Origin of the sequence: Thalassospira sp. (assembly GCF_048059015.1) — a bacterium.
In the GTDB taxonomy this organism is placed as follows: Bacteria; Pseudomonadota; Alphaproteobacteria; order Rhodospirillales; family Thalassospiraceae; genus Thalassospira.
This window is the reverse complement of the sequence record NZ_JBLLNT010000019.1, coordinates 1-13578: the sequence shown is the minus strand read 5'-3', so window position 1 is coordinate 13578 and position 13578 is coordinate 1. Positions and strand designations below refer to the sequence as shown.

The 13578-nt window shown below is 53.5% G+C and carries 7 protein-coding genes; 5 read left to right on the top strand and 2 right to left on the bottom strand.

Going from position 1 to position 13578, the window contains the following annotated elements:
• Window positions 1–25 precede the first annotated feature (25 nt).
• The 5 genes from ACMZ66_RS20445 (at window position 26) to ACMZ66_RS20425 (ending at window position 3724) form a co-directional block, all read left to right on the top strand.
• Window positions 26–532, top strand: coding sequence for a YcjF family protein (locus tag ACMZ66_RS20445; RefSeq protein WP_416940147.1), 507 nt, complete (start codon window positions 26–28; stop codon window positions 530–532).
• A 41-nt stretch (window positions 533–573) separates the two neighbouring features.
• A complete protein-coding gene (locus tag ACMZ66_RS20440; protein ID WP_416940145.1) occupies window positions 574–771 on the top strand; it encodes a hypothetical protein in 198 nt (65 codons plus the stop codon).
• Between the two features lie 47 nt (window positions 772–818).
• Window positions 819–2177 (top strand): prohibitin family protein, encoded by a 1359-nt coding sequence (locus tag ACMZ66_RS20435; protein ID WP_416940143.1) that lies wholly within the window; start codon window positions 819–821, stop codon window positions 2175–2177.
• Window positions 2178–2282: 105 nt separating this feature from the next.
• Entirely contained in the window at window positions 2283–2837 is a 555-nt protein-coding gene (locus tag ACMZ66_RS20430; RefSeq protein WP_416940141.1) for a YcjF family protein, read from the top strand.
• Between the two features lie 89 nt (window positions 2838–2926).
• Complete coding sequence (locus ACMZ66_RS20425; protein WP_416940139.1) at window positions 2927–3724, top strand: 4'-phosphopantetheinyl transferase family protein; 798 nt, start codon at window positions 2927–2929, stop codon at window positions 3722–3724.
• 31 nt (window positions 3725–3755) lie between these two features.
• Here the strand turns inward: ACMZ66_RS20425 and ACMZ66_RS20420 are convergent, their stop codons facing one another.
• Together ACMZ66_RS20420 and ACMZ66_RS20415 are read right to left on the bottom strand one after the other, a co-directional pair.
• Window positions 3756–7259, bottom strand: coding sequence for an AMP-binding protein (locus ACMZ66_RS20420; RefSeq protein ID WP_416940138.1), 3504 nt, complete (start codon window positions 7257–7259; stop codon window positions 3756–3758).
• 12 nt (window positions 7260–7271) lie between these two features.
• Window positions 7272–13578 (bottom strand): SDR family NAD(P)-dependent oxidoreductase (locus ACMZ66_RS20415; RefSeq protein WP_416940136.1); only part of this gene is annotated, 6307 nt, incomplete at its 5' end.

Sequence of the window (13578 nt, the reverse complement as noted above, 5' to 3'; positions counted from 1 at the left end):
GCACCATACAAAACCGGGGGGTGACATGGATCGTGCACGCTTGGAACAGCTCAAACGCAACAAAAGAAACCGGCTGGCCCGGGGAATTGTGATGCGGAATACGATGTGGGCTGCGGGCACCGGATTGATCCCAATTCCCATTCTCGATTCGGCAGCAATCGTTGCAGTGCAGCTTAAAATGCTTGCCGAGTTGAGCAGTCACTACAAAGTCGATTTCCGTAAAAGCAGCGGCAAAGCCGTCATTGCGACCATGATGGCCAGCATCACCGGCGGGGTGCTGGGCAAATCATTCTTGGCGACGGGTATCTTTTCAGGTTTGGCAAAGGCGGTTCCAGTTGTTGGAACAACCTTAAGCGTGCTGACAATGCCCGGTTTCAATGCTGCTTTTACCTATGCGCTGGGCCGAGTGTTCCAGCTGCATTATGAAGCCGGCGGAACAATGGACAATTTCGACCCGAAACGTGCTGAGCCCAAATTCAAGGAAGAGTTCCAAGAAGGGTTGAAGGTCGTTAAGGATGCAAAGGTCGCTTAGGCGTCTCAACAGGGTTAACTCAGGTCGGCGGGCTCAGAGCAATGAACTTGATCATTATCATTCTTTATCTTCTGGCGGCGGTCGTTTGCGGCATGTTGGGGCGTCGGACGTCGTTCGGTTTTCTGGGGCACTTCATTCTGGCAGTGGTGATCACGCCGATTGGTGATTTTCTGGTTCAGATGGTCGCGCGGCCATCTCGCGACATCCGCGAAAAGATCAATGATCTGGACGAGTACTAAGGTGCAATCAACTCTTCATGACAAAGCATAAGAGAACGAGATAGCGAATGGTTGATGGCACCACAATGTCAGCACGCGGTCCGGAACGAGACGACGGCGAAGACGCGCATCCGCGCGGCTTGCGGGATCGTTTCATCAATTGGCTGCACCGGGTTGTCAAACGCTCGCAGACCGGCATTCTGATTACGATCTTCTTCATGCTGATCGGCATGATTGCACTTGCGCCGCAAATCTTTATCACCATCCCGGCCGGTCATGTTGGCGTGATGTGGTATCGCTTCTTTGGCGGGACCGTGGTTGAGCATACTTATGGCGAAGGCGTGCAGATGATCTTCCCGTGGGACAGGATGTTTATCTATGACGCCCGTCTGCAAAATCAGGCCCGAGTTTATGACACCATTTCATCCAACGGCCTGTCGATGGAAGTTGACATTGCGGTTCGCTATCGCATCAACCGCGATGCTGCGGGCATGTTGCATAAGCTTGTCGGGCCGGATTACCCGGAAATTCTTGTTTATCCGGAAATCGGATCCCATGCCCGCGAACTGATTTCGCGCTACACCCCGGAACAGCTTTACACCGAAACCCGTGCCTTCATTCAGGCGGAAATCCTTGAACGCATGGTCAACCAGCTTGGATCATCGCTGGTCAATCAAAGCTTCCAGGGGCGTTTGGTCACGGTCGAAGACGTTCTGATCCGCTCGGTCAAACTGCCGCAGCGTGTTGCCGATGCGATCGAACGCAAAGCCGAACAGTATCAGGCGATGCTTGAATATGACTTCCGTCTTGCACGTGAAGAAAAGGAAAAGCAGCGCAAGAAGATCGAGGCAGAAGGTATTCGTGAATTCCAGGATATCGTCGCAAAAACGATCACCGAGGAATATCTGCGCCTGCGCGGTATCGAAGCGACCATGTCACTTGCCACTTCGAAAAACAGCAAAACGATCATCATCGGCGGCAAGGATGGCTTGCCGGTTATCCTGAATACGGCGGACGCACCGGGATCCTCATCTAACGGCGAAGGTGCTGAACTTACCGGTGATCAGGCCAATACGTTGCCATCGGCAAATGATTTGAATGCACGTGCTGCAGAAATCTCGCCACAAAATGCGATTTCTCCGGGCATTCGCGAACCCGGTAGCAGTGCGTCACCGTCTTCATCCACCAATCCAATGTCACCAAATCAGCCGGTTGGGGCACCATCCGCAGAACAGAGTGCTGTACCGACACCTGCTGTGAAGCCTGCTACGCAAGCAGACGTTGAACAGCCGGGATCACCAAGCACCTTGCAAAAGGTGATGCAATCTATCGCCCCGGTCTATGACACCAGTGCCGCCACCACCGAAACAGCAGCTGGTCGTGAACCTGCTGCTGTGCCGGAAATGAAGGCAGATACAAAACGTTAACAACTTCTGTTTGTTGCGATAAACCGCAAGTTGGGGTAATGTGTTGGCAGTCTAGAATTTTGGTTATGCGACCTGTCAGCAAACGATCATTGCAAAGAGGCAATTATGAGCGAAGCAGAGAAAGTTGAAGAGACTGAAGAAGTTGCTGTAGCAGAAGCTGCCGAGCTCCGTGCTCAGGCGCATAGCTGCATCAATCGTCACAGCGCCTATGCGGCCGTTGGTGGATTGGTTCCGATCCCGTTCCTTGAAATGGCAACCAGCACCACGATCCAGTTGCGCATGCTCGCAAAGCTTTGCGACATTTACGGTGTGCCGTTCTCTGAGAACGCGATTAAAAACTCGGTCTCGACCCTGGTTGCGACCGTTCTTCCGGCAACCGGCGTTGGTTATGCTGCTGCGAACCTGATCCGTCGCGTACCGGTTGTTGGCACGATCTTTGGTCTGGTTGCAATGCCGACCTTTGCTGCTGCGTGCACCTATGCGCTGGGCCGCGTTTTCGCATGGCACTTCGCAAAGGGCGGTACGGTTGCAAACTTCGACGCAGAAGAAGCTTCTGGCAAATTCCAGGAAGAATTCGAAGAAGGCAAGCGCAAGGCATCTGAATATGTCAAAGGCGGCAAAACTGCTGCCAAGCCGGCTGCCGCTGCTGCCAAGGCGTAATTGGATTTTCCAATTCAATAAACGCATATGTTTTCAAGAATGCCCAAGTTATGCTTGGGCATTCTTTTTTGTTTGCGGGTTGGGCAAATATGTCGCTTGGATGGAACCGTGACGTGATGACGCCAGACGGTATCAAAATTCAGTCGCTTGATCTGGTGCGCGAAACGGCATCGGGAAGCTTTGAAACGTCTGATAGCTTGCGTGCGACACTTGCCGTCATTGATTTGAATGCCTTGGAGCCAGCAACATCCGATGCGTTGATCAACGAGCTGTTCCATGAACGTGAATTGGCCCGACGGGATGGTTTTGTGCACGCCCGGCGCAAAGACAGTTACAGCTTTGGCAGGTTGGCTTCCAAGCTTGCGCTTCGGGCACATCTACCCGACCACGATCCCCGCGTAATCTCGATTGAAAGTGGTGTCTTCGAACAGCCGATTTTGTCTTGTTCTGAAGGTGCGGCAGTCGAGACACTTGGCGTTTCAATTTCGCATTCTGACCAGTTGGCTGCTGCCCTGATTTATCATCGTGGGCATCCTATGGGAATTGATGTTGACCTGCCATCAGCAGTCGATATCGACCCTGTCTTTGATGGTTTGGATGCGAAAACGCGCGTGTTATGCGACGAACTTGGCCTGTCAAAGCACGACACCGCAAGCCTGCTTTGGGTCGCGCAGGAAAGTTTGGCCAAGACCCTGACCACAGGGATGATGACCCCGCTTGATATCTATGCGGCTTCTGAAATAAGCCGCCACGGGGATGGCTTTGTTCTTGGCTACCGCAATTTTGCGCAATACCGGACATATGTGTGGCCGGGTATCTTGGGATGGTTAGCCATTACACTGCCCGCACGGACGTCGTTTAAAAACATGGGACCAGATTGGTCGTAAGACCATCTGGTCCCAATGTCCGTCTCAGTGTTCAGTTTGTGCGTTCAATCTGCTTACGCATTGCATTTGCCACCTCTTGGATATGTGGCTGGGCAATCATGGTGCCATGCGTACCGGTGACCATGGTCAGTTCAATATTGTCCCCGGTGAACTTCCGCCACCCACTATATTCATCATCGGCGATGAACGGCGCACCGCGCACGATGGTTTTCGGACGGACCAGCAGAATATCAATATCTTCAATCCTTGGCGGGATGTAGTGAACGGCGGCAAGTGCGTTATTCTGGAACACGGCAAGAAGTCTGCGCATTGTTCCACGGTCCGCATCCTTGGGCAGAAGATCGCATTCCTTGCCATTGGCAAGCAGGTAATCAATGCGTTCTTCCGGTGTTAGGGGGCGCAATTCTTCGGCTTTAACGATCCCCAATTCACCAAACAGATCTGCAAGATATTCAGACTCATCCTTGCGCAGCATTTCGCGCACAGATTCAGGAACCGCAATCGCATCCAGCAAACTGATGCTGCGAACATCCACGCCCGCCTGTGACAGGCGATAGCCCGCTTCATAGGCAAGGAGCCCGCCAAAGCTCCAACCGGCAACACGGACAGGACCGTTCGGGATCATTTCGCGGATTGATGGCATATAGGCAGCGACCATGTCCTCGACCGACGTGTTCAAACCCTGTCCTTCCTGCAAACCGCGCGATTTAACCATGAAAACGGGTTGCTCAGAGCCAAGCTCACGCGACATATCCTGATAACAAAGGATATTGCCGCCCACCGGGTGGAAGCACAGGATCGGAATGCCTTTGCCTTCGATATTCACCGATACGACCGGGTTCTTGTCCTTCTCATCGCGTTTTCGCATTTCAACGCGATCGGCAAGCTTGGTCACGGTCGAGCAGCTAAACAGATCACTGAGCGGGACTTTGACATCAACGGCCTGGTTCAGTCTGGAAAGGAATTGGACCGCCAAGACGCTATGTCCGCCAAGGTCAAAGAAATCGGCATTTGCATCATCGACGGTGCAATCAAGGATCTCACCCATCAGTTTTGCGATCGTTTGCTCCAGCGACGTTTCAAGCGGCTGTTTGGGTTGATCAGATGCCAGCTTCTGGTCCCCCGATGGCGCCGGAAGTTTGGATTTGTCCACCTTGCCATTTGATGTGAGTGGCATGTTATCAAGGCAGATCATGTAGCTTGGCACCATATAGGCGGGCAGGGATTGCTCCAGCTGTGTTCGACAAGTCGTGGCGTTGAAGCCCTGATCTGTCGTCAGATAGGCGACAATGTTTTCTGAACCCTGCATTTCGGATTTATGCAGAACAACAGTTACCGCACGAACCAAGGGATGTTTCATAAGTGCGGTTTCGATTTCAGCCAGTTCAACACGGTTGCCACGCACCTTGACCTGACCATCTTCACGCCGGACAAAAACGATTTCCCCGTCATTGCGCTTACGGCCAATATCGCCGCTGCGATACCAACGGCTGCCGTCCTCATCGGTAATGAAGCTTTGATCTGTTTGCACCGGGTTGTTGAGATATCCCCGTGCAACCCCCGCCCCGCCAATCAGGATTTCACCGGGAACGCCATCTGGAAGCGGTTTGCTTTTTTCATCGCAAATACGGATTTGCACGCCGTTGATGGCTTGCCCAATCGGCGGCGGCAAAATCTGACGATGGTTCTGTGCTGACATGACATATTGCGCCGCCGACACACAGCATTCCGTCGGGCCATAGGCATTTACAAGCTTGCAGCTGCTGTGTTGAGGCAGGGCAAAGAACCGCTCGACCAGATCCGATGATACCGGCTCGCCACCCAAAACAACCATCTTTGCCGGGCAGTGCTGACCGGTTTGATACCAGTGGTTAAGCAGCAAGAAGAACAAGCTTGGCGTTGCATCAAGCTGATCAATCTCGTGCTTGAGGATGAAATCATGCAGCGCTTCCGGATCGCTTCTGGTGTCTGTCCCCGGGATATGAAGGCTATGTCCGTTTAAAAGGGCTGCAAATATCTGGACAATCGACCCGTCAAAGGCAAATGGCGCAACGCATGTCAGATTAAGGCATGCATTGGCGTCTTCCGCCCCGATCAGTTTTAGCTGCGTTTCCAGCACTGATTTTGCAAGATTGACGACCGATCCATGCTCGATCATCACGCCTTTGGGGGTTCCGGTCGTCCCGCTGGTAAACAGGACATAGGACAGATCGGATGGTGCTGATACTGCGCTTGGTGCCGTATCCGAACACGCTTCAAGGGCGGAAAGATCGTGGCGATGACGCACGGGTTTGCCCGGCGCAATCGTCTCATCGGGCGACAGTATCAAATCGAAAGTGTAGGGCGCGGGATCAAAGCCCGGCGCATCAATGGCAGAACGCGCAACAGCAAAGCCGCCATGATCATATGCCCAATCCGTCAGAAATGCTTCGGGCACAAACAGGTCTTCAAGGAAATCAAGACGGGTGTCATAGCCCTTGCCAACATTATCGGCCGCGAATTTTGCAAGGTCGGCAAGGTAGTCTGCCTTGCGATCTGCATCCCAGATATTGCCAAGATAAATTGCGCCACCCGGTGCCAGCAATTTGGCAGCCTTGTTCAGAACTTGGCGCAAATATCCAAAGCCCGGGAAGTTTTCGACAACGCTGTTTAGGATGATCAGGTCAAACGATCCATCCTCGAACACATCAATGTCATGTGCTGCAAGCTGGCGGCCCATGACGTGGGTCATACCCGATTTGATGGCGAGTTCTTCGGTACGTTCAACATTTCGCCGTGAAAGATCGGTCGCGACATATTTGCCGACAACAGGTGCGACATGCTTCATGGTGAAGCCCGATGCACAGCCGATCTCAAGCACATGTGCGTTGCTAGATACAAGATTGGTGATCTTGTCGCGCGCGTTCGCACCGAACGCATCCATGGCTTCTTGTGCAATTGCCTGACCGGTAAAGGCACTTTTCCAGCCACCGGCAAGAACATTATCGGCATCATCGCCAGCAAGATGATCCCACAGTTCCGAGGACATCAAAGAGCCGGGTGTTTCCGAAATCTCGTCAATGTTATCGCGATCAAGACACAGGATGTGTGTGACTGTGTCACAGCGCCACTGTAACTGATGCAAATCCCCAACATGTTCGGCATCTGCCAGAACCAATGGCGTTGCCGCACTTTTGGCAATCGCAATACGACGGATCAATGGGGTTGCCGGATCAAGCGGCACGAATGGATGCCCGGCCTTAAGAATGCCAAGTATGGCCGCGATGTAATGTCGGTTACGCCCGGTCATGACACCGATCATCGCGTCTTTGGCAAGGTTCAGGCCGATGATGAAATTGGCAATTCGGTTGCTGTCGTGATCAAGCTTTTTGTACGACGCGCCTTGAGTTTCATCCATGATGGCCACGCGTTCGGGATGCTCTGCAACAATGGCGGCAAAGGCTTCAACGATGCTGCCGAGTGATGCAACCGGTGCTTCGGTTGTTTCGGGCAGGGACGTTTCCAGACTGTCGAAATCAAAATCAGCGATTTTCATTGATACGTCCCTTTAAGCATTTTTGTTCGTATGGTTTTGCACTGCTGCCGCAGCAAATCTTGTCAGGAACCCAAGCCATTTTTGCATGGTCTCAGCCCCGAATAAATCGGTGTCATATTCCAGCGTGAAGCGTGCCTTTTCGTTTTCCTCGGTCAGGAACAGGATCACGTCGTGCTTTGCCGTCGTATTGTCGACAAAGGCATCCATTTTGTCCGAAAGGATGCTTGGCTGATCCGCGCGCATCAACGGCAGGCCCGGCTGGCTTTTACCTTCATCTTCGCTGCCAAGTGCGCCGAATCGCTGATATTCAAAGACAACATTCACAAGCGGCTGACGGTTTGCATTACGCTTTGGCGCAACAGCACGCACCAGTTCGTCGAACGGATAGTCCTGACGATCAAGTGCCTCAGTCACATTGCGATGAATGTTATCAATCAGCTCATCAAGCTCGGTCTCGGCATCAAGTTGAACGCGGATTGGCAATACATTGACAAAGAAGCCAATCAGGCCTTCTGTTTCGGTTTTCTCGCGTCCGGCGACACCCATGCCGATCACCATATCGTCCTGACGGGTCAGTCGGTACAGCATTGCTGAAAACAGGGCCATGCCAACGGCTGACAATGTGGCGTTATGAGCGCGCGCCAATGCATGCAGACCGGCAAGAACATCATCCTCAATCAACATATGCGCGTGCGCACCGCGATAGGATTGAACGTCTGGCTGTTTATGATCGGTTGGCAGGGCGATTTGATCGGGTGCGCCTGAAAGTTTCGCACGCCAATAATTGGCTGCATCCGACCAGTCTTGTCGGGACTGCCAATAGGCAAAGTCCTTGTAACTGATCGGAAGAGCTGGAAGCTCAGCATCAACCTTGTTCAATGCGGCGCGATAGAAAACGCCAAGCTCATGAACCAATATGCGTGATGACCAGCCATCACCGACAATGTGGTGGGTCGCGATGACAAGAAGCTGTTCACCATCGGCAACATTAATGATGGATGCGCGGATTAATGGTGGCTGATCCAGAAGGACCGGTTTGGCGGCTTCTTCACGGGTCAGGCGCAAGGCTTCACGCACCGGATCAGATTGCGTCGCGATATTGTGGATCGTAACACTGGGTGTTGAAACCTTTAAGATACGTTGTTGAATGCCTTCATCGCCCTGCTCGAACGCTGTGCGGAGTGGTTCGTGCCGGGTTACAAGGTCAGTCAAAGCACGCTCAATCAGGTCCTTTTGCAGCGACCCGTCACAGCGCAGCACATAAAGCATGCCATAAGCACCGCTGTCCTGCGCCATTTCCGACAGAAGATACAGGCGCTTCTGCGCATGGCTGGCCGGATAGGTTGCCATTTCTGGTGCGGTTGCAATCTGTGTGCTGGTAGCTTGTGCGCCTGACGATTTGTTGTCGATCAGTGCCGCCAGTCCGGCAATCGTTGGATTGGCAAAGAAATCCGCCATGCTGACGCGCGATCCGGTCCGATCGGCGATGCGGTTCACAATCCGAATGGCAAGAAGACTGTGGCCGCCCAGTGTGACAAAGCTGGTTGCTGGATCGGTAAGCGGCTTTTTGAATACCTCGCTAAAGATCTCGGCAATGATGGTGAGGTTTTGTGACGTTCCTGCAACCTGCGCTGTGATCTTGTCAGCATTCTCGCTGGTTGCGATATCACGTTCGTGCCAATGCCGTAATGCCCCGAGTGGTGCGCCAGTGACGTGATCAATGCTACCGACATTCTGCGCGCCAGACGCAATCAATTGCGCAAGCGTTGCGGCGAATGCGCGGCCAAGCTCAATCATCGAACTCTGGTCGAACATGTCGGCATAATAGTCAAAGGCGACGCTCATGCGATCGGGTACATCACGTACAAAGATCGAGATGTCGTTTTTGCAATGATGGCGGTCAACCGTAACGGGCTCTGGCGCGACCTTCATGATTTCTTCGCGGACAGCAGCAGCTTCGAAGTTCATGTAGGAGAGGGAAACTTCCGAGAGCAATGTGCGATCCGGTGCCGCTGGCGGTGCCAGATCATGAAGCAATTGATCAAGGAAATAGGCACGGTGACGCATCGCGCCAATATGATGTTGCTGCATCCGGTAAAGCAGGCCGGAAACGGTTTCGCTTTCGTCAATTTGCATGCGCAGCGGCAGCAGGGAAACCATCATTCCCAATGTGTCGCGGAAACCGGTCGCGTCACGGGAATTAACCGGAACACTGATGACCAGATCGTCTGTCTTTGCCAATCGGCCAAGCAAGGTAAACCATGTCGCCATGACAAGGGTGTACATGGTCACGCGTTCTGTCGCGGCAAATTTCCGCGCATTCCTTAGTAATTCCGGATCAATCTCAAACGATGTGATCGCGCCATTAAAGCTGTGATAGGCCGGACGCGGACGATCAGATGGCAAATTAAGTTTCGGCAAAGTGCCCTGATACAGCGATTGCCAATATTCACGCGCTTCGCCGGTACGTTTGATGTTTTCGGCACTTTGGCTCCACCAGGCATAGTCTTCAAGTTGGTAGCGAACTGCGGGTAAAACCTTGCCTGTGCAGATGGCAAACAGTTCGCCCAAGATGTGTTCTGCTGTAAAGCCATCGGCTAATACGTGATGGATATCAAAGAACAATGCTGTTTTGCCAAGTTGATCTTGCAGCAGGGTCCAGCGCACCGGGACACCATCATTGAAATCAAACGGGCGGATCAAATCGGCACATGCACTTTCAATCGATCCTTCAATCTTGCGAACAGTCAGGTCAAGATTGGCAATGGCGTCCTCTGTCGGGATGATTTCCATCTGCCAGTTTTCGCCTGAAGCGTCTTCTATGATCCGCGTGCGCAGAACATGTTCGCGCTTGGTCAGTTCATGGATGGCGGTGGCCAATTCGTTCAGATCAACGGACTGGTCAATGATCGAGGCATGCGGCAGATTGAATGCCGTGCCCATGTTGCCTTTCTGCGCAGCGTTCAAAACCGACATCTGTTCAGGTGATAGCGGATACCGATCAAGTTTTGGCGCCTTGCGGGGATCAATCACGACGGGTTCAGAGGCTGGGGTGAAGGGAACCGCAGCCTCGCTCATTCCCGAAGGTGCTGATTGATGCTCAGGTGCTGTTGATCCAAGAAGCTTGGTTGAGAGCTTGGAAATCGTTGATTGCTCAAACAAGTCGCTTAGGCTGACATCAAAGCCGAGTTCCTTGGCGATGCGATCAACGATCTGCATGCCTGTAATGAAATCACCGCCCAAGGCAAAGAAGTCTTCATCCGGATCAATCGTGTCGTAACCCAGTGCTTCGGACCAGATCGCGCTGATCGTCGCGTGCGGTGTCGTGTCTTCAGGCGTACTTGCCTGCGCTGTTTCTACAGCAATTGCAGACTGGGGCGCTGGAATACAGGCATCAGCAAGTCCGGCAAGTTCCGCTATCGCTGCCGTTGTCGGGGCAGAGAACAGATCAGAAATCGTCAGCTCCGTGCCAAGCAAGCTGTTCATGCGATCAATGATCTGCATGCCGGTGATGGAATCCCCGCCCAAGGCAAAGAAATCATCATCAGAACTGACGCTGTCATAGCCAAGCGTCTCGGCCCAGATCATTGCGACCTGTTGGCTCGTGCCTATGGTCACAGACTGGGATGCCGGTTTTGGTGCTGATTGGGTGGTGGCCGGTTGAGCCGTATGACGGGTTTTGACCAATGATGGATCAACAACAGTCAGTTGGGCTGCTTCCAAGCGGATGGCGTCGCGCCAGATTGCTTTGGCGTCTTTGGGCGAAATCCACGCACCGTCTTCCAAACGGACATTGTGACGTGCTGCCATACCCTGCTCGCTAAGTGCGCACCAGTCGATTGTCAGGGCCGGTAGGCCGTGTGCCAAACGTTTATGGGCCAACCCATCAAGGAAAGCATTAGCAGCGCAATAGGCTGTCTGCCCGGGGGCGCCACTAATCGCCGTCAGGCTACCGAACATCACAAATGCCGAAATCGCATCATTCTGTGTCAGGTGATCAAGGTTGCGCGCACCAAGCATTTTGGCTGCAAGGATATCGTCAAACTTTGCCATATCCCGACGCACAAGGAAGTCACCATCGGCAATGCCAGCAGCATGCACAACGGCACTGATCGGGCCGTGTTCGGTGCGGATGGTCGCAAGCGTGGTGCTGAGCGACGCCTCATTCGCGACATCACATGCATGAACCGAAATGGCCAGACCTTGTTCGCGCAGTTCTGTCAGTTTGGCTTTGGTTGGATCATCAAGGGCATCTTCGCCACGGCGACCAAGGAGTGCCAGTTTGACGTTGCCACCATTGGCAAACTCTTCAAGCAGCGCGCGCGAGAAACCACCCGTGCCACCGGTAACGACGCACACACCGCTGCTTGGCCAAGTGGCTTCTTCTGCCTTGGGCTTAGCCGCCGTTGGCAACAGTTCACGCGCATGAAGCTGCCCGTTACGATAAACCGTGATCGGATCGGTGGCCGGTTGCGTTGCCAGCTCTGCACCAAGCTGGCTTTCCAACGCCTCGACCGGAATGTCGAGATAGCTTAGCTGTAACTGCGGTTCTTCACGTGCCGCGGCAAGTACCACACCGGCAGCTGTAGTCTGATCCGGATTGATTGCCACCAAATCATTTGCAACATCAAAGGCGCCATATCCGACCACAATCAGGCGCAAGCGTCCCTGCATGTTTTGCAAGATCGTGCGCAGGGCATCTGCCGTTTGATAGGCACTGTTTTCATCAGGCGTTATCATCAGAACGGCATGTGAAACGCCACGAAGGCTGTCTTTCGTGATCTGATTAACTCGGATGTTTGGATAGCCAGCGGGGCTGGCCGGGTCATCGGCGTTCGTAATGAAAAGGCAGCTTTCCGGAATATCTGCTGTTGCCTTGGTCGATGCGTGCCACCGGGTTTCAAGTAGTTGCGGGCGAAGCTGTCCGGCACCTTCACCGCTTTTGGCAAAGTTCAGACCGCTTGCCAGCATCACAAGCTGTTCGGTCTTGGCATCATAAAGGGCAACTTCGCCAAACCCGGTTTCATGCTGTTCAAAGCATGCAAAGACATCACTGCTTGGCACGCCATAAACGGTGATGTGATCAACACCAACCGGGACATAGCCACCATCGAGCATCATAAGCGGCATGCTGCACGCGACATCGGCAAGGGCAGGGTGGACAACCCAGTCAGCCATATCACCACGATATTCGGGCTTGAGCGTCAGATGCTTGATCGCTGCGTCCTGACGGTTGCTGACATGAAGCGACTGGTTGCAATCCCAGCGATCACTGACTTCAATCGATCCGTATTTGCCGCTAAACGCCCCATCGGGGACGTGAAGCTTTGCACGTTCACGAATGTCTGAAAGGCGCGACTTTGGCGCCATCACGGGTGTGTCGAACTGCCAGTTTGCCGAGGCAAAGACACGCCACTTGCCATTTTTAAGGCGCCCGCCCAGTTCGACGGTCCCGTCATCGGCAAAACTCAGGCTGATATTGCCATCCGGAACCGCTTTTGCGACCAGTGCGCTGTGCCAGGCAAGATTGGTGATGCTGATGGGCGAGCTATCATCCCCATTTAAACGCATCGCGGCCTTGGCCATCAGGGCAGGGACAGCCATGCCAACCAATGTCGGGTGACCATTAAGCTTGTGGTCCTGCAATGGCCAGAAGCCCGCATCATCCATCGCGATGCTAAAGACACGCGCAGTCGGTGTTGAAACTGGCCCTTGCAACACGTCGTTTGCAACAGCCTTGGCCCGCTTTTCAAAGGTCGGCTTGAAGGTCTTGCGTACGAACGGTGCAGGCGGCAGAGATATGCGGCGCGCCTTGACGTTTAATGGCCAGTTCAGCGCACCACCGGCAAGGAAATGGCTAACCTGCTTTTCGGCATCGGTAGCCTTTGCTGTCACCACGTCGCAGATGGGTGCATCAGCCTTTTCTGCCTGTGAGCTCGGCGTTGCGATCCCGGTCGCGATATCCAACAACTGTTCAAGAAGGTCCGCGCGGTGATCCGCAGCAAAGGCGATACCGTGCTTTAACCGATCACGCCCTGTTGCCAGCGTAAAGGCAATGTCCTTCAGCGACAGGTTGGCATCATTGCTGATGCGGTGATGCAGATTGGTTGCGTATTGACGCAGTGCTTCGGTGCTTCCAGCCGTCAGGGCAAAGACGAATGCTGCGTCCTTGTTTTGGTTTGCTTCGGCCTGTTTCGCCCGCTCGGGTGCTGCTTCGATCAAAACATGGGCGTTAATGCCGCTGAGACCAAATGAGCTGACACCCGCACGGCGCGGCGTACCCTGATCGGGAAGCTTCGCGAGTTTGCTTGCAACCACA

What these genes read in the sequence shown, in the direction of transcription:
- ACMZ66_RS20435 (WP_416940143.1), top strand. Translation starts at nt 819, where the DNA reads ATGGTTGATGGCACCACAATGTCAGCACGCGGTCCGGAACGAGACGAC.
- ACMZ66_RS20425 (WP_416940139.1), top strand. Translation starts at nt 2,927, where the DNA reads ATGTCGCTTGGATGGAACCGTGACGTGATGACGCCAGACGGTATCAAA.
- ACMZ66_RS20420 (WP_416940138.1), bottom strand. Translation starts at nt 7,259, where the DNA reads ATGAAAATCGCTGATTTTGATTTCGACAGTCTGGAAACGTCCCTGCCC.
- ACMZ66_RS20445 (WP_416940147.1), top strand. Translation starts at nt 26, where the DNA reads ATGGATCGTGCACGCTTGGAACAGCTCAAACGCAACAAAAGAAACCGG.
- ACMZ66_RS20440 (WP_416940145.1), top strand. Translation starts at nt 574, where the DNA reads ATGAACTTGATCATTATCATTCTTTATCTTCTGGCGGCGGTCGTTTGC.
- ACMZ66_RS20430 (WP_416940141.1), top strand. Translation starts at nt 2,283, where the DNA reads ATGAGCGAAGCAGAGAAAGTTGAAGAGACTGAAGAAGTTGCTGTAGCA.